Here is a 24,693-nt window from a genome sequence, read left to right as displayed (position 1 = left end):
AATCTTTGGCCGGATACATGAACCGGAGTGACGATTTGAACACCTTGGACCCCACGGATCTGAAGATCCTGCTCGAGCTGATCCGCGACCCCCGGGTCCAGATCGGCGAGCTGAGCGAAAAACTGGGCATCGCGCGGAACACTGCCCAGTCGCGCGTGCGCCGGATGCTGCGCTCCGGCATCCTGCACGACGGCGGGCGCGAGATCGACCTCGAAGCGGTGGGCTACGACGTCGTCGCCTTTGTGACGATTGAGGTGACCCACCGGGAGCTCGACGGCGTGATCGCCGCCTTGCGGCTCATCCCCCAGGTCCTCGAAGTGCACGAAATCTCCGGCAGGGGCGACGTCTGGTGCCGGGTGGTGGCCACCGACACACATAACCTGCAGGCCGCACTGCGCTCGATCCTGCGCATCAAGGGTGTGATCCGCACCGAAACGGTGCTGGCCCTCCACACGCACATCCCATACCGGACCGAGCCGCTGATCAGCCGCCTCGTTCAGTCGACAGGTGTTCAATCGGCGGGTACCCAGTCGGCTGCGGCGTCCCCGACGCTGCGGCCGGAATAGGATTCGAGGATGGATTGGCTCTCTTACCTCGCCGGACGCTCTGCCGCGGTGACGCTGATCGACTCCGGCCATGATGTCCTCGCTGTGACGGCCGCCGGAGCCATCACCGGCGCCATGTCCTAAACGCCCGAATGTCCTGGACCAACACGAGGCCCTGCCCCCAAACAGACGGAGACCTGCACACCGTGACCATCATCGACAACGCCGTCTACGTGGACGGGGTCCGCGCCGCGGAGCCCGAAAACCTGGAACAGACGTTTGAAACGCTTGGCAGCCATGGCGGAATGGCCTGGATCGGCCTGTACCGGCCCTCGAAGGCCGAGATGGCCGCCGTCGCCGAAGAGTTTGGCCTGCACGAGCTGGCCGTCGAGGACGCCATCTCGGCCCATCAGCGGCCGAAGCTGGAGCGCTACGGAGACAGCCTTTTCACCGTGCTGAGGCCCGCCCGGTACCGCGACGACACCGAAACCGTGGAATTCGGGGAGCTCCATATTTTTGTTGGCACGAACTTCGTGGTCACGGTCCGGCATGCCGAGATGTCCGGCGTCGGGCAGGTCCGCCGCCGCCTGGAGTCCCGGCCGGACCTCCTCCGGCACGGACCGCCGGCGGTGCTTTACGCCCTCCTGGACCAGGTGGTGGACGACTACGCCCCGGTGGTGGCCGGGCTGCAGAACGACATCGACGAGATCGAGGACCAGCTCTTCTCCGGGGACTCCGCAGTGTCCCGCCGCATCTACGAACTCGCCCGCGAGGTCATCCAGTTCCAGCGGGCCATCCATCCGCTGCCGGCCATGATGCAGCAGCTCAACCAGGGATTTGACGACTTCGATGCCGACGACGAGCTCCAGCACAATCTCCGGGACGTCGAGGACCACGTGGAGAGGGTGATTTCGCGGGCCGATTCGTTCCGCGACCTCCTGCAGAACGCGCTGACCCTGGACGGCACGCTGACGGCCAACCGGCAAAACGAGGCCAGCGCCCAGCAGAACGAGCAGGTAAAAAAGATCTCGTCCTGGGCGGCCATCTTCTTCGCTCCGTCCTTCGTGGCCGGCGTGTACGGCATGAACTTTGACCACATGCCGGAGCTGCACTGGGCTTACGGCTATCCCATGGCGATACTGCTGATGGCGGCCACAGCCGCCCTGATGTACCTCATCTTCAAGCGGAAGGGTTGGCTCTAGTGGCCGGTTTTCACCGGGGCCTGGTCATCACGCCCGGCACGGAACGGCAGCTGGGCGCGTGCGGGCTCTTCAGGCCTTCGCCTTCCCAGCGGGACGTACTGCCCCTGCCCACCGGTCCCCTGGCGGTCAGGGGCGCCGACCCGGACATCCTGTGGGTGGGCTTCGCCGAGCTGTGCAGCGCGTCGAGGACAGCGGCGGACTATCTTCTGCTGGCGCAGCGGTTCCCGGCCTTGGTGGTGGACGGCATACCCTCACCTTCTGCAGAGACCGCGGCGAGCAAGGCTGGGTGGCAGAGGTTCCAGGCTTTGCTCGACGTCCTCCACGGGCAGGACATCACGCCGTTCCTCATCGCGCCGGGACCGCTTGGCAGCCCCTTTGGTGAGCCGGAGGGCAGCGCCCATGGGGAAGTGGGCGCCGTCCTGTCCCTTATCGGAGAGCGGCTCTCCATGCTTCGCCGGATCGAGTCGGACGAGCAGTTGGCGGATGAGCAGTCCGGCGGCTGCTAGCAACGGCCGTAATCCGTCCGCCCTGGGCCGGCTGCGTCTGCTTACAATCGATTGACATCAACTACTGAGGGAATCATGAAGAAACTCACTACTGCCCTGCTCGCTGCCGGGTTCGTCCTCTCCGCATCAGCCTGCGCCGCACCGCAGCTCACCACCGCGCAAACCTGCGACCGGATCCGGACGGTTGTCTCGAACCCCACGAACTCCGTGGGCAAGACCGGCATGACCCGCCTGGCCAACCAGATCCGTCCTATCGAGGCAGTGTCCTCGGACGAACTGCAGCCCGCGCTGCAGGCCATCCTGGAATACACGGACGAGTCCGCCAAGGAAACACCTGACCAGGCGAAGCTCACCGAGCTGAAGGCCGGCTATGAGCAGGCCGGCAGCACCTACAGCAAGTTCTGCGGCGGTCAGTAGCCCGCATCTCTTCCACGCCAGGCGGCCACGGACAGGCATTCCTCCTGCCCGCGGCCGCCTTTCGCGTCGGCAAACAGGACCGCCCCTGCCACGCTTTCCTGGTGCAGATAGCCAGCCCCAAGCTTGGGAGTTCCTTGGGCGTGCGGCGTGAGACCCCTCACCCAGGGGGTAAAAGCGAAGCCTGGCTCTCAGGTAGCTCCGGCGTTTCATAGCGTTCGCGCCGCAGACTGTTCCTGTCCCTGAAGCGGAAGGTAGCCGCGAACCGTCGCTTCAGACTGCCGGGTCCGGAACGCATTCCCCCCATGTCTCCGGACCCGGCGGACAATCACCTGACCCGGCCAGGAACCGCTGGAGCCCGCTGCCGGTGACGCCCAGCTGTGGCTGGCCGGGTGAACGCTAGGAAGTCTTGATCCGAATCTGCGATGACAGTGTCGGGTTCTTGAGCTGCGTCCCGGACCATTTTGTTGAGAATCGCAGGACAACGTGGACAACTGGATGAGGTGGCTGCATGGTGGAGGACGCTGACGCGGGCCAGGACCTTCCGGTCCTGGACGACGGTGCGCTGCAGACCCTCACGGACGAAGCCGGGGAGGACGCAGCGCAGAAGTTCATGGAGGAGTATCTGGTGATGCTTCCCGTGCGGGCGGCCAAGATCTTCAAGGGCCTCACGCGCGGCGATGCGGAGACGACTCTGGAAGCCATCATCAGCCTGAGGGTCAGCTCCGGGATGGCGGGCGCGCAGCGCCTCGAGGCATACTGCGGCAGCCTGGAGAGCGCGCTGAAACACGGGCACAACCCGGACATGACAGCAGTGAAGGCAGTGCTGTTCGCCAACATCCGGCAGGTAGTCCGCGAAGCGTCCCGGCGCGGCCATCTGCCGCCCAAGTCACACGGTTCTTCAGGCCCATGAGCCGCAGCCGCGGATTCTGCAACCAAAAACACCCCGGTCCGCAGACCGGGGTGTAACTGTGGAGCTAAGGGGATTCGAACCCCTGACCTCTTCGATGCGAACGAAGCGCTCTACCAACTGAGCTATAACCCCGTGGCGCCGTTTTCCGAAGGAACTCCAACGCCGGTTTCCCTAGGCTACAAATTTTCTCGCCGGTTTGCCAACCAGGCCTCAAATGTCGTGTCTCCGTACCGCCGGTCCGGCACCAGGTTCCGTCCTTCACGCAGAAATCTGCCTGCGGATCCCGGCAGCGGCAGTTCGGTAACCAGGCCTCTGGCGCCGGTTATCCGCTTCCAGGTGCCGGCCAGCGATCGCATGCCCAGCACCTCCGGCCCTCCGACCGTCTGCAGGGTGTGGGAACCACCGGAAGGCGGTGCCAGGGCCTCTGCGAGCAGCGCCGACGCCACTTCGGCAGGCGAGATGGTCTGGAACCGGGCACCCTTGATCACCGGCACAAGCCCGGCGCGGGAACCCGCACCGAAAATCCCCGCCAGCAGGCTGTGGAACTGCGTAGCCCGCACGGTGCGGGTCTCCAGCAAGGATCTCGAGTACACGCGCTCCTTGTCCGCCTTTGACCGGTAATAGGAAAGGGTGCTCTGGTCGCAGTTGACGATGGACAGCTGGACGGCGCGGGTAACACCCGCCGCCGCCGCTTCACCGAGCAGCAGTGCGCCGCCAGCAGCATAGTGCCTCAACGCTTTGCCGGTCCGGGCTTCGAGGCAATCGATCACGACGCCGGCACCCGCCAGCGCTTCCGGCACCCCTTCTCCGGTGGTGACGTCCGCGCGGAAGTAAGCGGCGCCGTCGTAATAGCCCCTGGCCCCCGGAAGCGGCGGGTTCCGGCTCAGAACGGCGACGGCGTGCCCCAGGTCAAGGGCCTGGCGCACCACCTCACGGCCGGCTTCGCCGGTACCGCCGGCAACGCAGATGCGGACCACTAGCGTGATGCCCGGTCCGGCCCCGGCCTCCGGTTACGCCCGGCGGCGCTGCAGGACGTCATCAAGGTTGCTCAGCGCGCTCTGGGCCTTGGTCAGCGGCTTGGCGGGCGCGGCGTTCGGGGAGGCAGCGGGAGGAGCGGCCGCTGGCCCCTGCTTGAGTGAGGGCTTGCCCACGGACTTGGGGGCCTCGGGCAGCGCCAGCGGCTCAGGTGCCGGACGCTCGGCCTTGGCTGCTTCAACATAGGTCGGCTTGGGAACTTCCACCGGATCCCAGCTGGAATCGGGCGAAGCCGTCGGGCCCTGTAGCGGGGCTGCTGCGCTGTCGTCGCCGGCCGCAAGGGCAACTTCCAGCGCCGCCTCGCGGAGTTCGACTGCCGTCAGGGGCTTGGGCTTCGGTGCTTCTGCCTCGGCATCGAAAAGTGCATTTTCCCGGGGCATGGCAGGCTCGGGGGCGGGTGCTGCCTCCGCGGGGGGCTCGGCAACGGACTCCCGGCCGGCGGGTGAGTCCATGGCCGCCCTGAAGGCGGCGCTGACTTTCCTGCGGCGGTCGCGGACGGCCAGTCGCCGCAAAACCACGACGGCGGCAGCACCGGTCAGGAACGCCACGGCCGGAACCCAGGGGTTGCCGAGCCCAAAAAGCCGTAGAACTCCGGCCACAATGGCCGTCAGGAAGGACAGCAGCCCAACGAACGCGATGGCCGTCCGTCCGTAGCGGATCCGAAAGGCGCCGGTTTCCTTGGCGGCAGGCCTGCTGCCGGACGGAGCCGGGGTGAGGCCTGTAGCTGGTTCGCTGCTCTTCCTGGTGTCCATGCGTTTCTCCTGCTGGGCGGCCATATACACAACCGTTCCGGCTTGCGGGTTTGCAGTTTCGGCGTCGACGCTCTCCAGCGTCAGGTCACCGGCAGTCTGGAACTGATGCCGGCCGTTGCGGAGCACGTAAGGGGCAACCCAAACGATCCAGAGCGCAACTGCAGCCACGAGGATGACTGAGCTGCTAAGGGGGAAGTCCACACACAAAACCGTATGAGGAATGTTGGGGCTCTTGTGGCATTCGTCTCGGTGTGTCGCGGCCCAGCTTCAAATCAATGGACTTATGCGTGGAACCCGGCCCTGACCAGCGGCTCTGTCCATCCGCGGTCAGGCAGGCCGGACCCGCAGCCAGCGACTGAGGAGCCCTTCCGGTATCTCCTCTGAAGTCAGTGCGAAGGAGCGGTGGTCCGCCCATTCCCCGTTGATGTGCAGGAAGCGCGGGCGGTAGCCCTCGTCCCTGAAACCGAGCTTTTCCACGACGCGCAGGCTGGGACGGTTTTCGGGACGGATGTTGATTTCCATCCGGTGCAGGCCAAGGGTCCGGAAACAGTGGTCGGTGGCCATCGCCACCGCCGTGGGGGCGATCCCGTGGCCGGCGCGGTCCTTGTCCACCCAGTAGCCGAGCGTCGCCATCATGGCGGATCCCCAGACAATGGAGGAAACCGTCAGCTGGCCCACGATGACCGGGTCACGGTGCCCAGGTGTCCACTCCGCGATCACAAAGGGCAGCGCCGTCGCCTGGGCGGCCTGGGTTTTCAGGGACCGGACCATCTGCCGGTAATCGGGCAGGGCCCCGCCCGGGATCGGGTTGGAGGCCTCCCAGGGCGCAAGCCAGTCGCTGTTGCGGGAACGGACGTCAGTCCATTCCTTCCTGTCCCGGTACCTGATGGGCCGCAGGACAAGGTCACCGCATTCCAGCGTGACCGGCCAGATGTGGCTGACCCTCATGAAGGGTTATTCGGACAAACGGGCGGCAACCTGCGGAAGCCACTCACGCAAACCGGGTCCGAGGTCGTCGCTGTCGATGGCGAGCTCCACGCAGGCCTTGAGGTAACTGAGCTTGTCCCCGGTATCGTAGCGGCGGCCGCGGAAGACCACGCCGTACACGCCGCCGCCTTCGCCATCCCTGCTGGCCAGCTCCTGCAGGGCATCCGTGAGCTGGATCTCCCCGCCGCGGCCGGGTTCGGTCTTTTCCAGCACGTCGAATACATCGGGGTGGAGCACGTAGCGGCCGATGACAGCCAGGTTGGACGGCGCCTCGTCGACGTCCGGCTTCTCCACCAGCTTGTTGATCTTGACGAAGCCTTCGCCCTCAATTTCGGAGATGTCAGCGCAGCCGTAGGCACTGATCTGGGACGGCTCCACCTCGATGAGGGCCACGACAGAACCGCCGGTCTTGGCCTGCACGTCGATCATGACGCTGAGGAGCTCGTCACGGGCATCGATGAGGTCGTCACCGAGGAGAACGGCGAACGGCTCGTAGCCCACGTGCTGGCGGGCACGCAGCACCGCGTGGCCCAGTCCCTTGGGGTCACCCTGGCGGACGTAGTGGATGTCGCCCAGGTTGCTCGCGGCCTGGATCGATTCCAGCTTGGCGGTGTCGCCCTTGGCCTCCAGCGTGGCCTCAAGCGCCGGAACGCGGTCGAAGTGGTCCTCGAGCGCACGCTTGTTGCGTCCGGTGATCATCAGGACGTCGCTCAGGCCCACTTTGACGGCCTCCTCGACGACGTACTGGATGGCCGGCTTGTCAACCACCGGCAGCATCTCCTTGGGCATGGCCTTGGTGGCAGGCAGGAACCTGGTGCCGAGCCCAGCAGCGGGGATTACGGCCTTGCGGACTGAACAATTAGTGGTAGTCACTGGTCTAATCTATCCGAGGGAACATTCATACGGTAAATGCTTCCGGCAGCGGCCCGGCCGCCTGCCGCCGCGACAAAGGATGAAATCCATGCCAACAGGGACCATGCCGTCGAAGGACGGGATCCGTTCGCAGCACCGGCAGATCCGGGCCACGATGACAGCAACAGACCTCGCAATGGCCGGCGAGGGCATCGCTACCCATGGTCTGCCCTGGGCCGAGGCCATCGCTGCGGGCAGGCCAGCCACCTTCACCGCCTACCTCGGCGTCGATTTCGAACCGCCGACCCTTCCCCTGCTGCACGCGCTGCATGAGGCTGGCCACAGCATCCTGCTCCCGGTCTGCGAACCGGACCGGGAGCTCAGCTGGGTCTTCTGGACCCCGGACAGCGAGTTCGTCCGCAGCAGGTATGCGCCCATTCAGGAACCGGCAGGCGAGCGCCACGGCCTGGACACGGTGCGGACTGCCGCCGGAATGTTCATGCCGGCCACTGCGGTGGACCGCAGCGGCAACAGAATCGGGCAGGGCGGCGGCTATTACGACAAGTTCCTGGCCGCAGCCAATGCCGGCGGGCTGCACCTCCCGAAGGCTGCCATCATCTACGACGCTGAGCTCCTGCCCGCTCAGACCATCCCGGCCGAAGACTTCGACCGTCCCGTCGAGGCAGTGCTCATGCCCTCCGGTCTGGTAGCCTTCGCGTGACCTCGCCCGGACGGGGTGCTAGAATTGGCACTCAGGCCCTGCGACTGCTAATGGAGTCATTTCGTCCGCGGTGATCCGTCAAGGAGAAACCGGGAAAATGAGACCAGGCAGCACGGGACCTGTCGTTTGTCCAAGAGGAGGATCTACAGTGCCCACGTATGCCTATGCCTGCAAGGATTGCAGCCATGCCTTCGACATCGTGCAGTCTTTCACCGACAGCACTCTGACGTCCTGCCCCGAGTGCCAGGGCACGCTGCGCAAGAAGTTCAACAGCGTGGGCGTTGTCTTCAAGGGCTCCGGCTTCTACCGGACTGATTCGCGCGATTCCAAGGGAAGCACCGTTTCGCCTTCCCCCGCTGCGTCAGCGCCGGCCACCCCTGCGGCTTCCTCGTCCTCTGCCTCATCCGCTGCCCCGGCAGCTGCCGCCGCGAGCTAGGCGGTTTTCCGCGGCACCTGCCGCCATTGAGCTCCGAGAGTCCGGCCGGGTTCACCACGGCCGGACTCTTTTGTATCCCGCGGGCACTCCCGGGGGGCTTGGGTGTCCCTTCGCGCTTGGCTGGACCGTACGACGGCGGCGGCAGGCTCGGGGGCTCAAGTGTCTGTTCGCGCTTGGGCTGGGTAGTACGACGGCGGCCGTGGCTTTTCCACATACGGCTGCGAGCACCTGTTGTGCGCCACGGGAGGGCCCGTAGCGTGGCGGCATGCCAGCTACCGGAATCTTCCCCGCGAGGGCATCGCGCCCGGCCGTTCGTCCTGCACGCCGCAACGCCTTGCCCGCTTCCGCCGCCCGTCCCCGCCCGCGCGGAAGGCGCCTCGCCGGGTGGCTGAACCGCAACCGCCGCCTGGCCGTGGCGCTCCTCCTCTGCGCAGCCGCCGGGATCGCCGTCCACCAGCTCACTCCTGCCCCTGCCCAGACCGTGCGCGTCCTGGCCGCTGCCCGTGACCTTCCGGCCGGAGTGAACCTCGGCGGGAGTGACGTCAGGACCGTCAGCGTCCCGCCGGCCATGGTCCCGGAGGGGACCTTTGCCGACAGCGCCGGGCTGGCCGGCAGGCAGCTGGCAGCGCCGCTTCGCCAGGGCCAGCTCCTCACCGATGCACAGCTCGTTGGGCCGGGCCTGCTGACGGGAGCGCCGCCCGGGTCCGCCGCGGTCCCGCTCCGGATGGCCGACCCGTCCTCCATCCAGCTGGTGTCCCCCGGCCAGCTCGTGAACGTGGTCCTGACAAGCGGCAACGGCTATGAGCAGGCATCAACATCCAAAGTACTCGCCCAATCAGTGCCCGTTCTCTGGACCTCCGGTCAGGAAGGCCAAAGCGGCCAATGGCTTGCTGCCGGGGACTCGGACGGGCTGTTGGTGGTGGCGGCCACCCCTGCGCAAGCCAGTGCGCTGGCAGGTGCGTCCACCCAGGGAAAGCTGTTTTTCGTGCTGGTGGGATCCGGTGCCCGGTGAGCCAGTCTCCTCGGATGCGCATCCTGTTTGCGCGATTGCTCAGCCCCAGTGCGGGGGCTTCTGCTCCTTCAGCCAGGCGTCGTGGTCGTTGCCGGACTCTGCGTCGCCCCAGGAGCGGGGATCGTCCTCGGCGGCCCTGGCGGGGACCACGCCCGTCCGCTGCTGCCCGCCGCCTGTGGCACGGCGGCCTTTTACGGGCTTCGCCGGTGCCGCCGGCTTCTCATCTTTGCGTTCGGCAGCGTCTTCACGCCCTGCCGCGTCTTCACGCCTGGTCCGGTCTTTGCCTTCGGTCCGGTCTTGGCGTTCGGCCCCGGCGTCGGATGTCACAGCGGGCCCTCCTTCCGTTCCGTGGCCAGCCCGTCCTGCCTGGCTTCCGAACGGAAGCCCACTCCGGCGCCGGCTGCGTCGTAAGCAGCAGGGCCGCCGTCTGCGGGGGCAACCCTGGCCCGATGAGCCTCTGCCTGATCCACGTCCTGCTGATCAGTGTCCGTCTCATCCGAAACGGTCTGGTCCGACCCCTCCGACACCGCGTGCTGCGGGACCGCGTGCTCCGAAGACGCTTCCGTTGCGTTCCGGCCTGGTGCGTCCCAGCCACTCATGTCCGCATCGCTACCGTTCGGGCCGTCGCCGTTCGCGGCGTCGCCGAAACGATCATCCATGTTCGCGTATCCGGTCTCTTCCCCCGCCTCAGAGTCGAAATTGCCCACGGCGAGGGTGCTGACGTCGTCATCCAGGAAGAATCCCGGCGCACCTACAGAGCGCGCGGGAAGGGCCGGCTTCTCAAGCCCGAGGTATCCGCCGATCCTGTCGGCGCAGGCCGAGGGATCGGTGAAGACCTCGATGGTCCACAGCGGCATGTACCGCCAGCCGAGCCGTTCCAGCAGCTGCGGGCGCAGCCGGCTGCGTTCCCGGACAGTCATCTGGCGGTACTGCTCGGTGCCGTCCGATTCGATGGCTACCGGACGTGGAATGTCGGCCTCGTCCTGGCCCATGGTGCTGAGCGGATCAGCTGCGGCCACCACGTCGATGGCACCGTCGTACTGGTGCCAGACGCGGGCGCCGCGGGCACGCAGCCGGTCGCCGAGGTCGGCCACCAGCGGATCGGCCCCCAGCGCCTGTTCGCTGGCAGCCGCCCGGGAGGCAGGTGTCCCCAGGTCGGTGTTGCCCGAGATCTCCCGGTCGAGGAGTTCGAAGAGGTCGACGGCGCCGTGGGCCAGCCGCGTCCGGTCAAGGTCCTCTGGCTTGAAGCACGTCAGCACATGCAGCGACTGCCGAGCCCGGGTCATGGCCAGGGCAAACTTGGCCCTGCCGCCCTCGGCGGACAGCGGGCCGAAGCTGTGCAGGGCGCGGCCGTGCGGCGTCCGCCCGTAGCCCGGCGAGAAGATCACGCGGTCGCGGACAAGCCCCTGGGCGCGCTCCAGGTCCACCACCCGGAAGGATTCATCACCTGCCGTAAAGAACCCGGACAGCGACAGATGGTTGGGCAGCTGCAGCCGGATGGACTCACCGATGCGGGCCGCGTGCCGGAGGCTGGCAGTCACCACCGCCAGCGAGGTCCGGGGCCGGAGCCGCGCGTGCTCGAACACCAGTTCCACCACCCGGTTCACCTCGGCCACCACCGATTCGACGCCCTCATGGTCGGCGCTGGGCAGACCGGTGCCGTCGGGCAGGTACTCCACCGTCAGCGCACGGTCCAGTCCGGTGGCCGACTGGCCCTCGGGGAGGCGGCGGAGGCCGCCGTCGTAAAAGTTCTTGCTCAGCTGCAGCACCAGGTCCTCGTCCACCGCGCGGTAGACGGAGCGCAGCGGCGCCGTCGGCAGCACCGCAGAAAGCGCCGTGAACGCACTTTCGACGCTCTGGTGCGACTGCTCGCCGGCAGCGAGCCGCTCCACCGCAACGGTAAAAGTTCGCGGGCTGGCGATCTTGTCGTCGCCAAACGCGATCACCTGCCGGGCACGGGCGACGGCGGGGAGGACCGCCTGCAGCGACGTCGCCTCCGCGTCGAGGATCACCACGGCGTCGAACTTTTGCTCGGCAGGCAGGAGTCCGGTCATGAGGTAGGGACTGACCGACCAGACAGGCACCAGCATGGGAACCAACCCGGGTGCCTGTGCCGTCAGCGCAGCCAGCGTGACACGCCCGTCCTTGAGCAGGCTGCGGAGCAGGTCGGCCTGGCGGGCATGCTCCTCGATCCCGGCACGCCAACGCTCGGCCAGCTTCCACCGCAGCCGGCCTGCGCCGCTGGCGATGTGGGCGTTGTCGGCGAGCCGGTACTCCGCCTCAAGCTGGCGCAGCGCGTCGCCGTCGGACATGGCCAGGTAGTCGTCGCCGCTGATCATCGCTTCGAGCGCCGACTGCCACCAGGCGAGGTCGAGTTCGGCAGCGACGGACCCGGCACCGACCTCGCGTTCCGAGAGGTCTGCAAGCAGTTCGCCCAGCCCGTGCTCGCGCATGTTCTCGATGAGCAGTGTGCGCTCGGGCAGGGTCTGCAGTGTCTGCGTGTCCGCGACCAGCCGTTCGAGGCGCTCCATGAGCTCCGGGTAAGGAACGTTTTCGAGCGAGCCGCCGGCAGCGGTATGCCGCAGGGCCTCACCCAGCATCTTCATCTCGCGGGTCAGTCCGCGGTGCATGATGCTGATCTCGGCCAGGCCGGAGGGGACGGCCGGGTGCCGCTGCGTGGTGGCGTACCCGGCCCACTGGGCACGCTGTTCCTGCACCAGCACCAGCGAACTGTGAAGGTCGGCAATGTGCACACCGGGTCGGACATACTCCTTGGCCACCCGGCGCAGGCGGGACCGCTGCATGGAGGCCATGTCGATGCCCCGCTCCCTGCGCCAGGAGGACGACGCGGTCGCGGAAATAAGGTCGGTCACGGGCCGGTCAAAGATATCCGGGGTGAACTTGTCCAGGCTTTCGCGGACGGCCACCAAAAGCTTGAGCTGGGAGCCCCATTCGGCAAAGGTGGTGCCCAGCCGGATTTCGGCGTGGCTGGCCACATCCTTCATCCGGTCCTGCAGCAGCGGCAGCTTGTTCGCCACCGCACGCGCCAGCTCCTGGGCTTCCTCGGTTTCCTTGCGCGTCACCAGCCGCGCCCCGTGCCAGGGGCTGGTGGTGGATGCCCTGCTGAACGCACCGAGTTCGGCGGCACGTTTCAGCCGGCCAGCCAGCTCCTCGCGGTCCCGGATGCTGTCCAGGACGCTGCGCTTCAGGCGTACGGTGGTGGCCGGAGCCGGCTGGATGGACGTCAGCTCCGCGAGCGACTGCATGGCCTGGTACGGCGAGCAGCCCCACCGCTGCCGGACGTTGTGCAGCGACGCGACGTGGTCCACAAGCGCGTGGCGGTGCTCGGTGAGGGTCTTGTGCAGGCTGCCGAGCTGCGGCTCCTGGGCCTTCTCGTTGCGCACGATGGCGCGCACCAGCTGTCCCTTGAGCTGCTGCGGCGCGGCGTTTCCGGACAGCTGGAAAAGGATGGAGTCCAGGCCCAGGTTTTCGAGACGTCCGGCCACTTCGTTGAGGCTGGCACGTCGGTCCCCCACCACCAGGACGGTCTTGCCTTCGTCCACGAGGGCACCAATGGTGTTGATGGCCGTCTGCGTCTGGCCGGTGCCGGGCGGGCTGCTCACCACCAGGGAGTCCCCTGCACGAACGGCGTCGATCACATACTGCTGGTCGGTGTCGGCGTCGAGGAGCAGGAGCTCCTCAGCAGGGTCACGCTCGTCCACGCTCGGAAAGCGTCCGGGCTCGAGCGCGGGCACGTCCACGACTTCACCCGCCGCCGCCTTGGCCAGCGAGGCCACCAGCGTGTTCTGCCCGTTGATCCACGGATCGTCGAGGTTCCCCGAAAGGTCGGCGAAGGTCGAGACCAGCAGGTTGTGCTCCACCTCGGCGCCGTGGATCGGCTTGACCAAGGTGCTGATCCGGTCCAGCACGGGCAGGGGGTCGAAACGAGCGGTACTGTACGCCATCCGGGTCACTGCGTTCACGTCGAACACGATCCCGTGGATGGTCTTGAGGTGACGGATCAGGGCGGGGTTGATACGCGCCTGCTCCGTGAGCTGGAGTTCGTAGTCGTCTTCGCCGGGCCGGATGGTCAGCGACATGGCGGTCAGCATCACCGGTGCCGAGACGCGCTGCGGCTTGCCGCCGACGGCGGAGGTCCACACCACCGTACCGGCCGAAAAGTACCCGGCCTCGATGCCGCGGTCATTGGCCAGTTCGAAAATCTTCGAGCGCAGGTTCCGGCAGGCCCGTGCGGCCACGACGTACTGCTGCTGGTCGCGGATCAGCGTGGAGAGCCGCGTCCGCCGCCCGGCCATCAGCTGCGCCAGGCCCGAAGGGTGCGCGTGCGTGAGGTCGATGGAACCTTCGGGCGTCTTGGTGAAGCGCAGCATGGTGTCTGCCCCTGTAACGGGCTTGAGCCCGGACAGCCACTTCCTGAGCTCCTCCGAACCCTCGGAGTCGACCTGACCTACTGACACTACTGCCTTCTTTTCTGCGCTTGCGCGTGATGACGCCTTGGACCATACGGGCATAGTTTCGAGCGTAGCCGGAAACCGCCGCGGTTGAGAGACCGCAACACTGGGACGGCCCAAGTTGCGGCGCATTTCGCACCGTTGCCCGCCGTGCCGGATGCGATGCCCGGGAATGCAAAATGGCCGGCCTCCCTGCGGAGGCCGGCCAGTTTTACAACGCTATTCCCACTCGATGGTTCCCGGCGGCTTGCTGGTGACGTCGAGAACCACGCGGTTGACGCCGTCCACCTCGTTAGTGATCCGGTTGGAGATCCGGGCCAGCAGGTCGTAGGGAAGACGGGACCAGTCGGCCGTCATGGCGTCCTCGGAGGAGACGGGGCGCAGCACGATCGGGTGGCCATAGGTGCGGCCGTCGCCCTGGACGCCGACGCTGCGGACGTCCGCGAGCAGCACCACGGGCATCTGCCAGACGTCGTTGTCGAGCCCGGCGGCGGTCAGTTCGGCGCGGGCGATGGCATCGGCTTTGCGCAGCAGGTCAAGACGTTCCTTGGTGACTTCGCCGACGATGCGGATGCCCAGGCCGGGGCCGGGGAACGGCTGGCGGCCGACGATCTCCTGGGGCAGGCCGAGCTGGGCACCGACGGCACGCACCTCGTCCTTGAACAGGGCACGCAGCGGTTCGACGAGCTCGAACTCCAGGTCCTCCGGCAGGCCGCCCACGTTGTGGTGGCTCTTGATGTTCGCTGCGCCTTCGCCGCCGCCGGATTCGACGACGTCCGGGTACAGGGTGCCCTGCACCAGGAACTTGATCTTTTCGCCGTGCGCGGCGGCGTCGGCGATGATGGCGCGCTCGGCCTCTTCGAAGGCCCGGATGAATTCGCGGCCGATGATCTTGCGCTTGGTTTCGGGATCGCTGACGCCGGCCAGCGCCGCCTGGAAGCGCTCCTGCTCGTTGGCCACGTAGAGGTTCACGCCGGTGGCGGCGACGAAGTCGCGCTCCACCTGCTCAGCTTCGCCTTCGCGCAGCAGCCCGTGGTCAACGAAGACACAGGTCAGCTGGTCGCCGACGGCACGCTGGACGAGCGCTGCCGCAACGGCCGAGTCCACGCCGCCGGAGAGGCCGCAGATGACCCGGGCATCGCCGATCTGCTGGCGGATGCGCTCCACCTGCTCCTCTAGGATGTTGCCCGTGGTCCAGTTCTGCTCCAGCTTGGCGCCTTTGAAGAGGAAGTTTTCCAGCACCTGCTGGCCGTAGGCGGAGTGCTTCACCTCGGGGTGCCACTGCACGCCGTACAGGCACTTCTCCTCGTTGGCGAACGCGGCAACTTCGGCGCCCGCCGTGGTGGCCAGCACTTCGAAGCCCTCGGGAGCCTCGTGGACGGAGTCACCGTGGCTCATCCAGGTGTTCTGGTGCTGGGGCATGCCGTCGAGGACGGAGCGGCTTTCGCCGAGGATGGTGGTCTGGGTGGAGCCGTACTCCCGCAGGCCGGTCTTGTCCACCTTGCCGCCGAGGGCGTTGGCCATCGCCTGGAAGCCGTAGCAGATGCCGAAGACCGGGACGCCGGCTTCGAACAGCTCGGCGCCAACACTCGGGGCGCCGTCGGCGTAGACGCTTGCGGGTCCGCCGGAGAGGATGATGGCGGCGGGGTTCTTGGCCAGGAGCTGCTCAGTGCTGTAGGTATGCGGAACCACTTCCGAATACACATTCGCTTCCCGGACGCGGCGGGCAATCAGCTGCGCGTACTGGGCACCGTAGTCAACAACCAGCACCGGCTTCTGGGAAGTCTGGGATGCAGTGGGAGTAGTCACCGTACTAGCCTACTTGGCGGGCTTGCCCCGACGCATCTTGAGCGGGCCCGCTGTGATGCACGGAACGCAAATCAGTAGCGGCTGGCGGCCTGCGGGTTGGCAGCGAGCTCGGCCTCCACCTCGGCGTGGAACTTCTTCTCCACAATGAAGGACAGGAACGGGACCACGCCGCCGAGCGCCAGCAGGATCATCTTGGCGAACGGCCAGCGCATCAGCGACCACAGCCGGAAGTTGGACATCAGGTACACCACGTACATCCAGCCGTGAACGATAAGCACGGTTACGGACACGTTGAACCCGCCGATGACGCCCTTCGGTTCCGCCTGGGTGAACCCGAAGCCGAACGCCTGGCCGGTCAGGGCGTCCGTCCCGCCGGCGAAGAGATACTGGCCGAAGCCGTAGCGGGCCACCAGCTCAGCGCACAGCAGCAGCAGCATGGCGCCCGTGAGGTAGGCCATGACCTTGTAGAACTTCAGGGCGGAGCGGATCTGCGCCTCCGTGCCGCCAAAGCGGCGCTTCTTCGCCGCCCCGGTCGGGTTGGAGGGCTGGATTGCCGGCTTGGGTTCGATCATGGCTGTACCTTTTGTTGGATCTCGTTGGGTTGGGTCGGTTCTGGTCCGCCGTGGCTGTGGCCATCGGCGTCGTGGTCCTCGGCGTCCTCGAGGCTCCTGCGGTAGTCGTCCTTGACCAGCCGCCACCAGATGAACAGGGCGAAGCCGGCGAAGACGATCCACTCCACGGAGTAGAACAGGTTCAGCCAGTTGACCTTCGCGGCCGGCGGCTGCGCGGCAATGCCGAGCGGCTCCAGGCCGCTGCCGGCGGCAGCACCGACGTCGGCCGTTCCTGACTTTTCCGCCGTGGCGGACACAAATGCGGGGTAGCTGCTGACGTTCCAGGCGTTGATGAGTTCGGCCACCGAAACGGCCGTTGCCTGTCCGGGTGCGGGTGCGGTGTTGGGCACCGGCGCCTCGGACGGCAGCAGCCGTCCGGTCAGCCGGATAATGCCCGACGGCGGGGCGCCGGCGTCGGCGGGATCGGCGATCCAGCCGCGGGCCACCGGTATGTAGGTTTTCGGTGAGGCTGCCACGCCTTTGAGCGCCGGGGCGTCCGCGACTGCGAAGGCTGTGACCACCCAGTATCCGGTCTTGCCGTCCTTGATCCGGTTGGGCACCAGGACCTGTTTGGCCGGGTCGTAGGTGCCGGATGCCGTGACCATCTGGTCCGCCGCCGAGCCATGGAAGAAGTCGCCGGGCTGCAGGGTTTTCGTTAGGGCCTGGACCTGCTCCGTGGTGGGGTTGACCGGCACTTCAGGCTGTGTGGAACGGCCGAACTGCCATTGGCTCAGGAGCACAAAGACACCCGAAACGGCGATCGCAAAGACCAGGCCTGCGATCCACCGGGGCTGGAGGGCTGTTTTCCACACCCCTTAACGTTACTTCGTCCGCGTGTAGAACAACGAAACGCCTGCCCAGAGGCGGGCCTGCCCCAAGAGTGGGGCAGCCGGGTCCCTACGTGGCGACGGAGTCGACACGAAAGGGCCTGCCCCAAGAGTGAACTGGTCCCCGATAGTTGGACTGGCCAAGTATCGGGGACCAGTTCAAAGCCGGGTCCCTACGTGGCGACGGAGTCGACACGAAAGGGCCTGCCCCAAGAGTGGGGAGCCTGCCCCAATCTTTAGTGGTCGAAGAAGACCAGGCTGGAGTTGATGAGCTCTGCGATGACCTCGGCATCGTAGGCCCGGCGCAGCGATTCCCGGAAGGATTCCTTGGACAGGGACCGCGCCAACGTGGCGAGCACTTCCAAGTGGTCGGAGAAGGAACTCGCCGGCGTGGCGATCAGCAGGATCACTGTGGCAGGGCCGTCGGAGGCGCCGAAGTCCAGGGCCTTGCCGTACTTGGTGATGCCGACGGCGATCGAGGTCTCCGAGACGTACTCGCTGCGGGCGTGCGGCAGGCCCACTCCCCCGGGCAGGCCGGTCGCCAGCTGGTGCTCGCGGGCGTTGACGTGCGCCAGGAAGCCCTCGAGGTCTGAGACGCGGCCGGCATCGTAGAGCTTCCGGGCCAGCTGGCTGGCCGCATCCACCTTGTCCTCGGCCTCCATTTCGAGGATCACCATGTCCGGCGTGGTGAGTTCGGCATCGTAACGGTCCAGTGGTTCCGCCAAGTGGTGTCCCTTCAGTGAGGCTGGGCCCGTCCGGGCGGGGCGCGATCTCAGCGCAGCGGGACGATATCCTCCGCACCCAGCCGGGCAGCATCCGCTGACTCGTCATCGGGCTGCTGCTGGCTGAGCCGTTCGGCCTCCACCCGCGCAAGGTAATGCTTGATTTCGCTTTCCCGCTGCGCATCGCTCCAGCCAAGAATTTCTCCCATAAGCTTAGCGACTACCGGGACGGCAGACACACCGCGGTCCCAAGCCTCGATGGAAATCCGGGTACGCCTGGTCAGGACGTCGTGCACGTGCCGGGCGCCTTCGTGGGTCGCCGCGTAGACCGCCTCGGCCTGCAGGTAGTCGTCGGCGCCGGGCAGCGGTTCGGCGAGTTCGGGCCGCTCGCGAATGATGGCCAGCACCTCGGAGGCCATGGATCCGTAGCGGTTCAGCAGGTGCTCCACGCGCGCCACGTGCACCCCCGATTCCTCGGCAGTCCGGTTGCGGCGGTTCCAGGCGGCCTTGAACCCGCTGGCCCCCAGCAGCGGAATGGTCTCGGTGCAGCTCGGCGGCACGCGCTCGTCCATGCTGCGCACGGCCTCGTCCACGGCGTCCTTGGCCATGACGCGGTAGGTGGTCCACTTGCCGCCGGCCACCACCACCAGGCCGGGCACCGGATGCGCCACGACATGCTCGCGGGAGAGCTTGGCGGTGGAGTCGCTTTCCCCCGCCAGCAGCGGCCGCAGCCCGGCATAGACACCCTCCACGTCCTCCCTGGTGAGCGGCCGTTTCAGGACCTTGTTGACGTGTTCCAGGAGGTAGTCGATGTCCTTGCTGGACGCCGCGGGGTGGGCCTTGTCCAGGTGCCAGTCGGTGTCCGTGGTGCCGATGATCCAGTGCCGCCCCCACGGGATGACGAACAGCACGGACTTCTCCGTCCGCAGGATCAGCCCGACCGTTGACTGGAAGCGGTCCCGCGGCACCACCAGGTGGATGCCCTTGGACGCGCGCACCTTCAGCTGGCCGCGCTCGGTGACCATGGCCTGGGTTTCGTCGGTCCATACCCCGGTGGCGTTGATGACCTGCTTGGCCCTGATGTTGAAGGTGGAGTTGTCCTCGCGGTTGACCACCTTGGCGCCCACCACGCGCTCGCCCTCGCGCAGGAAGTCGACGACGGCGGTCTGGTTGACCGCGTGGGCGCCGTAGTATGCGGCGGTGCGGACCAGGTTGGCCACGTACTTCGCGTCATCCACCTGACCGTCGTAGTAGCGGATGGATCCGACGAAGGCGTCGTCCTTCAGGCTCGGGGCGGCGCGCAGGGTGCCCCGGCGCGAGAGGTGTTTGTGGAACGGCACGCCGCGCTTGTGGCCGCCGGAGATGGACATGACGTCGTACAGTGCGATGCCCGCGCCGATGTACGGCCGCTCGACGAAGTGTTTGGTCAGCGGGTACAGGAACGGCACCGGCCGGGCCAGGTGCGGCGCCAGTTCGGAAAGCAGCAGGCCCCGTTCCTGGAGTGCTTCCTTCACGAGTGCGAAGTCGAGCATTTCCAGGTAACGGAGGCCGCCGTGGATGAGCTTGGAGGACCGTGACGATGTCCCGGCGGCCCAGTCGCTGGCTTCCACGATGCCGACGTTCAGGCCGCGGGTAACGGCGTCGAGGGCAACGCCCGTCCCGACGATGCCGCCGCCGACGATGAGGATGTCCAGTTCCTTGCCCGGCTCCGCCGAAGCCTTCAACGCGGCTAGTGCAGCCTCCCGCGCCTCGGGTCCCAGAGCGCCTTTGGTCGCCGCCGGACGTTCATCGAAACCGGTCATGACAGGCCTCCATCCTCATCGAACGTTGTAGTTCACCAGAGTACTTCGTACGTCAGCCGATGGGCAGGGCGCGGACTATGTTGCCGGGTGCCGCAGGTCAGTTTCCTTCGTAGGGGGAAACCACGACGTCGACCCGCTGGAACTCCTTGAGGTCCGAGTAGCCGGTGGTGGCCATGGAGCGGCGGAGCGCGCCGATGAGGTTGGAGGTTCCGTTGGTGTGGTGGCCCGGCCCGAAGAGCACCTCTTCCAGCGGACCGACAGTTCCGATGTTGACCCTGTCGCCGCGGGGCAGTTCCAGGTGGTGGGCCTCCTGGCCCCAGTGCCAGCCCTTCCCGGGGGCTTCCTCTGCCCGGGCGAGGGCCGTGCCGAGCATGACGGCATCGGCGCCCACAGCGATGGCCTTGACGATGTCCCCCGAGGTGCCCATGCCGCCGTCGGCAATCACGTGGACGTAGCGTCCGCCGGACTCGTCCATATAGTCGCGGCGGGCGGCCGCGACGTCGGAGATGGCGGAGGCCATGGGCGAGTGGATGCCCAGGGCGCGGCGCGTGGTGGTGGTGGCGCCGCCGCCGAATCCGACCAGAACGCCGGCGGCCCCGGTGCGCATGAGGTGCAGGGCGGGCGTGTAGCCGGCGGCACCGCCCACGATGACGGGGACGTCGAGTTCGTAGATGAACTGCTTGAGGTTCAGCGGCTCGTGGTCCTTCGAGACGTGCTCGGCGGAGACCGTGGTTCCGCGGATCACAAAGATGTCGACGCCGGCAGCCACCACGGTCTTGTAGTGTTCCTGGGTGCGCTGCGGGGTCAGGGAGCCCGCCACGGTGATGCCGGCGGCGCGGATTTCGGCCAGCCGGGACGTGATCAGTTCGGGCTGAATCGGGGCCTGGTAGAGCTCCTGCATCCTGCGCGTGACGGCCGGGCTGTTGGTTTCATCCGCGAGCGCGCCGATCTCGTCCAGCACGGGCTGCGGGTCCTCGTACCGGGTCCACAGGCCCTCGAGGTCCAGGACGCCCAGGCCGCCGAGCTTGCCGAGCGTGATGGCCGTCGCCGGGGACATGGCCGAGTCCATGGGTGCCGCGATGACCGGCATGTCGAACTTGTAGGCATCGATCTGCCACGAGACGGAGACGTCCTTGGGGTCACGGGTGCGACGGTTGGGGACGATCGCAATGTCGTCCAGGGAGTAGGCACGACGCCCACGCTTGCCACGGCCAATCTCAATCTCGTAAGTCACTGCTCTAGGTTATCCCAGCTACAGTAGGCGCACGGGCAAGCGGTGGGTCTTCGACGGCCATATCGCAGGGATCGGAACCGCCTCCGGCCTGCGCGCGGTGGTGGGCAGACTTCATAGCGGGTACCTACAGCTTCTGCGCCGTCGTCAATTGGCACGGCAAGGACACCGGGACCCTGTCCGCCGTTCAGCCCTCCGGTGACTTTCGGGTTCAGCAGCGTTCAGCCGCGGCCCAGCCTCGCCCGGGTCCGGACAACCGTGGTGGAAAGCCTCAGATCCCGCCGGCCTCCTCGACGCTGAGCTGGGACTCGAACATCCGGAAGTAGCGGCCGCGGAGGGCCACCAGTTCCCGGTGCGTGCCCTGCTCCACGATCCTGCCGTCCTCGAGCATGTACACGATGTCCGCCTTCTCGATCGTGGCGAGCCGGTGGCTGATGGCGATGATGGTGCTGCTGCGCTCGGAGAACAGCCGGGTGAAGATGCGGTGCTCCGCCAGCGCGTCGATGGCGGAGGTTGGCTCATCCATGACCATGAAGGAGGCGTTCCGGTAGAAGTTCCGGGCCATGGCCAGCCGCTGCCACTGCCCGCCGCTCAGCCCGCTCCCCTTCCGGCCGCGCGGATCTTCCATCCAGTTGCTGACGTGGTTGTCCAGGCCGTTGGGCAGCTTGTTGATGAACTCCAGTGCCTCGGCGTCGGCGGCCGCACGGCTGATCTGCTCATCGTTCCGGGGTGCGTCGACGTCGCCGAAGAGGATGTTTTCCGCCGCGGTGGCGAACTCGTACTTGAGGAACTCCTGGCTCAGCACCGCCAGGTGGCGGTGCCAGGAGGTGACGTCGACGGCGGCGAGGTCCACGCCGTCGAGCATCACCTGGCCGGAGTCCGGGCGGTAAAGCCCGGCAAGGATGCGGATCAGCGTGGACTTCCCGGCGCCGTTCTCCCCCACGATGGCAATGTGCTGACCTTCGCGGATGGTCATGCTGATGCCGCGGATCACTTCGATGTCACTGCCGGTATAGGTGAAGCGGATGTCCCGCAGCTCAACCGTCCTGGGCGCCTCCAGCAGCGGCGGTGCGTGGCTGGAATGCACGGGCAGCGCCATGAACAGCTCGTAGTCCTTGAGGTTGGCCAGGTCCTCGTCGATCGAGCTGAGTGAGGACACCAGGCTGTTCGCCGTGGACAGCGCCCGGCTGACGATCTGCTGGATGTAGAGGAACTGCCCCACCGGCTGGGCCCTGACGATGATCTGGCCCACCACCCAGATGAGCGAGACAACCTCCGCCGCGTATTGCAGGGCATCGGCGGCCAACTGCTTGGGCATGTACCGCTTCTGGAAGTCCAGCCGGCGCTTCTCGTCGGCGTCGCGGAGCCGGGAGCGAAGATCCATAAGGTACCCGACGATCCCGTACAGGCGCATCTCGGCGATGTGCTGCGGGCGGAGCAGATTGGTCTCGATCATCCGCCGCTGCCGCCGCGAATCCACCTGTGTGTTCCAGTGCGCGATCTGCTCGCGGGACAGCTTGAACTGCAGGTACACGCTCGGAACGATCGCGACCAGCACGATCACCGCGATCCACCAGCTCACCAGAAGCAGCGCGCCGATGGCCAGAAGCACCGACACCAGCTGCGTGAAAATGGCCGCAATCCGGTCCAGGACCCTGGCATAGGAGTCCGAGAACCGCTTGGCGCGGTCGTAAAGATCTACGGTTTCCTTGTCGTCGTACCGCCAGAAGTCCAGCGCAAGAAACCGTTCGTACATCAGGTCGCCCACGATGGCTCCCACCCGGAAGCTCATGACCTGCTGGATGTAGCGGTCCAAACTGCCGAAGGCGCCCCAGAACAGGCCCAGCGCGGCGGTGATGATGACGTAGACGATGGCCTGCTGCCCGGCCGCAGCGTCCCCGCTGTAGGCTGCCGCCAGCGCGGTGGTGGTCAGGCCGGCGAAGTAGGTGGTGACCAGCGGCAGCACCGCCGAGATCAGCGAACCGGCCACCTTCATGAGCACGGCACCCGGCGACGCGCGGAAACTGACGCGCAGCACCTGGGCCACGGCGCGGGCATAGGGCTTCAGTGCCAGCCGCCGCTGGGGCTCCCTTTTCGGGTTCAGTTCGGCGGGATGGCGTGGTTGGGACATGGCTCCAGCCTAGTCCCGGTGCACCGACACGTCTGAGGCGGCGCAAACGACGACGGGCCGCTGGGAGGTAAACCCGCGGCCCGTCAGCGGTACCCGGCTAGCGTGAACCGTAGTTCGGCGCCTCGACGGTCATCTGGATGTCGTGCGGGTGCGATTCCTTCAGCCCGGCCGGAGTGATCCGGACGAACTTGCCGCGGGCCTTCAGCTCGGCAACGGTCGGAGCGCCCGTGTAGAACATGGTCTGGCGCAGGCCGCCGACCAGCTGGTACGCCACCGAGGCCAGCGGACCGCGGTAGGCAACGCGGCCTTCGATGCCTTCGGGGATGAGCTTGTCATCGCCGGAGACGTCGGCCTGGAAGTAGCGGTCCTTGGAGTAGGACGTGTTCTTCCCGCGCGACTGCATGGCGCCGAGGGAGCCCATGCCCCGGTAGCTCTTGAACTGCTTGCCGTTGACGAAGATCAGCTCGCCCGGGGACTCGTCACAGCCGGCCAGCAGGGAGCCGAGCATCACGGTGTCTGCGCCCGCAACCAGCGCCTTGCCGATGTCGCCCGAGTACTGCAGGCCGCCGTCGGCGATCAGCGGTACGCCGGCCGGAATGGCAGCCTTGGCCGATTCGTAGATCGCGGTGATCTGCGGAACGCCCACACCGGCCACCACGCGGGTGGTGCAGATGGAGCCCGGACCAACGCCCACCTTGATGCCGTCGGCACCGGCGTCGATCAGTGCCTGGGCGCCTTCGCGGGTGGCAGCCTGGCCGCCGATGATGTCCACGTGCGCGGCAACCGGATCGGACTTGAGGCGGCGGATCATGTCCAGCACGCCCTGCGAATGGCCGTTGGCGGTGTCGACGAAGAGGGCGTCCACGCCGGCGTCGATCAGCTTCATGGCGCGTTCCCAGCCGTCACCGAAGAAGCCGATGGCGGCACCGACGCGCAGCCGGCCCTCGTCATCCTTGGTGGCCAGCGGGTACTGCTCGGCCTTGGTGAAGTCCTTGGTGGTGATGAGGCCCTTCAGGCGGCCCTGCTCGTCCACCAGCGGCAGCTTCTCGATCTTGTTCGTGGCCAGCTTGTGGGAGGCCTCTTCGCGGCTGATGCCGACGTGGCCGGTGACCAGCGGCATCTTGGTCATGACGTCGCTGACCAGGCGGATCGGGAAGTCGGATTCCGGCACGAAGCGGGTATCGCGGTTGGTGACGATGCCGAGAAGGCGATTGCCGTCGTCGACCACGGGAAGGCCGGAGACGCGGTAACGGGCGCACAGCTCGTCGAGTTCCTGCAGCGTGGCCTCGGGGCCGATGGTGAGCGGGTTGGTGATCATGCCCGACTCGCTGCGCTTGACGCGGTCCACCTGGTCGGCCTGGTCGTCGATAGCGAGGTTGCGGTGGACCACACCGAGGCCGCCCTGGCGGGCCATGGCGATGGCCATCCGGGATTCGGTGACGGTGTCCATGGCCGCGGAAAGCAGCGGAGTCTGGACGGTGATGCGCTTGGAGATCCGGGACGACGTGTCGGCCTCGGAGGGGATCACGTCGGTGTGGCCGGGAAGCAGCAGGACGTCGTCGTACGTCAGGCCGATGAAGCCGAAGGGGTCGTGCTCGGGCTGGGTCATGAGTGCGCCTCTTACCTTGGTTTACAGGTTCACGGGTAGGGGTTGCAACCGATGACCAGCCCGTCATTACGGGACTGGCCTGTGCAGGGTTGGCTCGGGGCCAG

Annotated in this window: 22 protein-coding genes and 1 tRNA gene; 8 read left to right on the top strand and 15 right to left on the bottom strand. The window is 66.9% G+C overall.

What is annotated here, in order from left to right; genetic code table 11:
* The first annotated feature begins 17 nt into the window (after positions 1-17).
* The 5 genes from ABIE00_RS06100 to ABIE00_RS06080 all read left to right on the top strand — a co-directional run bounded on the left by ABIE00_RS06100 (position 18) and on the right by ABIE00_RS06080 (position 3,580).
* Positions 18-566, top strand: coding sequence for an Lrp/AsnC family transcriptional regulator (locus ABIE00_RS06100; RefSeq protein ID WP_354263283.1), 549 nt, complete (start codon positions 18-20; stop codon positions 564-566).
* Positions 567-751: 185 nt separating this feature from the next.
* Positions 752-1,747, top strand: a complete 996-nt coding sequence (corA, locus tag ABIE00_RS06095; RefSeq protein ID WP_354258019.1) for a magnesium/cobalt transporter CorA — start codon at positions 752-754, stop codon at positions 1,745-1,747.
* Positions 1,747-2,253: an AFG1/ZapE family ATPase gene (gene zapE, locus ABIE00_RS06090; RefSeq protein ID WP_354258016.1), complete on the top strand. Its 507-nt coding sequence runs from the start codon at positions 1,747-1,749 to the stop codon at positions 2,251-2,253. The genes corA and zapE overlap by 1 nt, the downstream gene beginning before the upstream one ends.
* A gap of 75 nt (positions 2,254-2,328) precedes the next feature.
* Complete coding sequence (locus ABIE00_RS06085; protein WP_354258013.1) at positions 2,329-2,670, top strand: hypothetical protein; 342 nt, start codon at positions 2,329-2,331, stop codon at positions 2,668-2,670.
* Positions 2,671-3,178: 508 nt separating this feature from the next.
* Positions 3,179-3,580, top strand: coding sequence for an Hpt domain-containing protein (locus ABIE00_RS06080; protein ID WP_354258010.1), 402 nt, complete (start codon positions 3,179-3,181; stop codon positions 3,578-3,580).
* 59 nt (positions 3,581-3,639) lie between these two features.
* Here ABIE00_RS06080 and ABIE00_RS06075 read toward each other — a convergent pair.
* The 5 genes from ABIE00_RS06075 to galU form a co-directional block, all read right to left on the bottom strand.
* Positions 3,640-3,712, bottom strand: a tRNA-Ala gene (locus tag ABIE00_RS06075).
* A 44-nt stretch (positions 3,713-3,756) separates the two neighbouring features.
* The gene (locus tag ABIE00_RS06070) at positions 3,757-4,557 is read right to left on the bottom strand and encodes an SDR family oxidoreductase (protein ID WP_354258007.1); all 801 of its coding nucleotides are present in this window, start codon (positions 4,555-4,557) and stop codon (positions 3,757-3,759) included.
* Between the two features lie 33 nt (positions 4,558-4,590).
* Positions 4,591-5,568, bottom strand: a complete 978-nt coding sequence (locus tag ABIE00_RS06065) for a hypothetical protein (RefSeq protein ID WP_354258004.1) — start codon at positions 5,566-5,568, stop codon at positions 4,591-4,593.
* 126 nt (positions 5,569-5,694) lie between these two features.
* Positions 5,695-6,315 carry a GNAT family N-acetyltransferase gene (locus ABIE00_RS06060; RefSeq protein WP_354258001.1) on the bottom strand — a complete coding sequence of 207 codons (621 nt, stop codon included), beginning with the start codon at positions 6,313-6,315 and terminating at the stop codon, positions 5,695-5,697.
* Positions 6,316-6,321: 6 nt separating this feature from the next.
* On the bottom strand, positions 6,322-7,227 hold the full coding sequence (gene galU / locus ABIE00_RS06055) for a UTP--glucose-1-phosphate uridylyltransferase GalU (RefSeq protein ID WP_354257998.1): 906 nt from the start codon (positions 7,225-7,227) through the stop codon (positions 6,322-6,324).
* 88 nt (positions 7,228-7,315) lie between these two features.
* Here galU and ABIE00_RS06050 point away from each other — a divergent pair, with 88 nt between their 5' ends.
* From ABIE00_RS06050 to cpaB, 3 genes are all read left to right on the top strand, one after another.
* On the top strand, positions 7,316-7,927 hold the full coding sequence (locus ABIE00_RS06050; protein ID WP_354257995.1) for a 5-formyltetrahydrofolate cyclo-ligase: 612 nt from the start codon (positions 7,316-7,318) through the stop codon (positions 7,925-7,927).
* A gap of 148 nt (positions 7,928-8,075) precedes the next feature.
* The gene (locus ABIE00_RS06045; RefSeq protein ID WP_354257992.1) at positions 8,076-8,363 is read left to right on the top strand and encodes an FmdB family zinc ribbon protein; all 288 of its coding nucleotides are present in this window, start codon (positions 8,076-8,078) and stop codon (positions 8,361-8,363) included.
* Between the two features lie 265 nt (positions 8,364-8,628).
* A complete protein-coding gene (gene cpaB / locus ABIE00_RS06040; RefSeq protein ID WP_354257989.1) occupies positions 8,629-9,375 on the top strand; it encodes a Flp pilus assembly protein CpaB in 747 nt (248 codons plus the stop codon).
* Positions 9,376-9,414: 39 nt separating this feature from the next.
* On the opposite strand, the gene ABIE00_RS06035 is transcribed toward cpaB, so the two are convergent.
* From ABIE00_RS06035 to guaB, 10 genes are all read right to left on the bottom strand, one after another.
* Complete coding sequence (locus ABIE00_RS06035; protein WP_354257986.1) at positions 9,415-9,702, bottom strand: hypothetical protein; 288 nt, start codon at positions 9,700-9,702, stop codon at positions 9,415-9,417.
* Positions 9,699-13,907 carry an AAA family ATPase gene (locus ABIE00_RS06030; RefSeq protein WP_354257983.1) on the bottom strand — a complete coding sequence of 1,403 codons (4,209 nt, stop codon included), beginning with the start codon at positions 13,905-13,907 and terminating at the stop codon, positions 9,699-9,701. The genes ABIE00_RS06035 and ABIE00_RS06030 overlap by 4 nt, the downstream gene beginning before the upstream one ends.
* 159 nt (positions 13,908-14,066) lie before the next feature.
* The gene (gene guaA / locus ABIE00_RS06025) at positions 14,067-15,656 is read right to left on the bottom strand and encodes a glutamine-hydrolyzing GMP synthase (RefSeq protein ID WP_354257980.1); all 1,590 of its coding nucleotides are present in this window, start codon (positions 15,654-15,656) and stop codon (positions 14,067-14,069) included.
* 71 nt (positions 15,657-15,727) lie between these two features.
* Positions 15,728-16,228 carry a DUF3817 domain-containing protein gene (locus ABIE00_RS06020; RefSeq protein WP_354257977.1) on the bottom strand — a complete coding sequence of 167 codons (501 nt, stop codon included), beginning with the start codon at positions 16,226-16,228 and terminating at the stop codon, positions 15,728-15,730.
* On the bottom strand, positions 16,225-17,079 hold the full coding sequence (locus tag ABIE00_RS06015) for an SURF1 family protein (RefSeq protein ID WP_354257974.1): 855 nt from the start codon (positions 17,077-17,079) through the stop codon (positions 16,225-16,227). Before ABIE00_RS06015 ends, ABIE00_RS06020 begins: the two co-directional genes overlap by 4 nt.
* A gap of 251 nt (positions 17,080-17,330) precedes the next feature.
* Entirely contained in the window at positions 17,331-17,819 is a 489-nt protein-coding gene (locus tag ABIE00_RS06010; protein WP_331575587.1) for a PTS sugar transporter subunit IIA, read from the bottom strand.
* Between the two features lie 47 nt (positions 17,820-17,866).
* Positions 17,867-19,618: a glycerol-3-phosphate dehydrogenase/oxidase gene (locus tag ABIE00_RS06005; protein ID WP_354257971.1), complete on the bottom strand. Its 1,752-nt coding sequence runs from the start codon at positions 19,616-19,618 to the stop codon at positions 17,867-17,869.
* A gap of 97 nt (positions 19,619-19,715) precedes the next feature.
* Complete coding sequence (locus tag ABIE00_RS06000) at positions 19,716-20,852, bottom strand: GuaB3 family IMP dehydrogenase-related protein (RefSeq protein ID WP_354257968.1); 1,137 nt, start codon at positions 20,850-20,852, stop codon at positions 19,716-19,718.
* A 268-nt stretch (positions 20,853-21,120) separates the two neighbouring features.
* On the bottom strand, positions 21,121-22,980 hold the full coding sequence (locus ABIE00_RS05995; protein WP_354257965.1) for an ABC transporter ATP-binding protein: 1,860 nt from the start codon (positions 22,978-22,980) through the stop codon (positions 21,121-21,123).
* A 97-nt stretch (positions 22,981-23,077) separates the two neighbouring features.
* The gene (gene guaB, locus ABIE00_RS05990) at positions 23,078-24,589 is read right to left on the bottom strand and encodes an IMP dehydrogenase (protein WP_331575577.1); all 1,512 of its coding nucleotides are present in this window, start codon (positions 24,587-24,589) and stop codon (positions 23,078-23,080) included.
* Positions 24,590-24,693: the final 104 nt, after the last annotated feature.

Origin of the sequence: Arthrobacter sp. OAP107, assembly GCF_040546765.1 — a bacterium.
GTDB lineage: Bacteria > Actinomycetota > Actinomycetes > Actinomycetales > Micrococcaceae > Arthrobacter.
The sequence above is the reverse complement of the archived record's forward strand: the minus strand, read 5'-3'. Positions and strand labels throughout refer to the sequence as shown.

Bases quoted from the DNA above. Each gene is read 5' to 3' on its own strand.
- ABIE00_RS06100 (WP_354263283.1), top strand. From the start codon at position 18: ATGAACCGGAGTGACGATTTGAACACCTTGGACCCCACGGATCTGAAG.
- ABIE00_RS06085 (WP_354258013.1), top strand. From the start codon at position 2,329: ATGAAGAAACTCACTACTGCCCTGCTCGCTGCCGGGTTCGTCCTCTCC.
- ABIE00_RS06080 (WP_354258010.1), top strand. From the start codon at position 3,179: ATGGTGGAGGACGCTGACGCGGGCCAGGACCTTCCGGTCCTGGACGAC.
- ABIE00_RS06060 (WP_354258001.1), bottom strand. From the start codon at position 6,315: ATGAGGGTCAGCCACATCTGGCCGGTCACGCTGGAATGCGGTGACCTT.
- ABIE00_RS06050 (WP_354257995.1), top strand. From the start codon at position 7,316: ATGCCAACAGGGACCATGCCGTCGAAGGACGGGATCCGTTCGCAGCAC.
- cpaB (WP_354257989.1), top strand. From the start codon at position 8,629: ATGCCAGCTACCGGAATCTTCCCCGCGAGGGCATCGCGCCCGGCCGTT.
- ABIE00_RS06030 (WP_354257983.1), bottom strand. From the start codon at position 13,907: ATGCCCGTATGGTCCAAGGCGTCATCACGCGCAAGCGCAGAAAAGAAG.
- ABIE00_RS06020 (WP_354257977.1), bottom strand. From the start codon at position 16,228: ATGATCGAACCCAAGCCGGCAATCCAGCCCTCCAACCCGACCGGGGCG.
- ABIE00_RS06005 (WP_354257971.1), bottom strand. From the start codon at position 19,618: ATGACCGGTTTCGATGAACGTCCGGCGGCGACCAAAGGCGCTCTGGGA.
- ABIE00_RS05995 (WP_354257965.1), bottom strand. From the start codon at position 22,980: ATGTCCCAACCACGCCATCCCGCCGAACTGAACCCGAAAAGGGAGCCC.
- guaB (WP_331575577.1), bottom strand. From the start codon at position 24,589: ATGACCCAGCCCGAGCACGACCCCTTCGGCTTCATCGGCCTGACGTAC.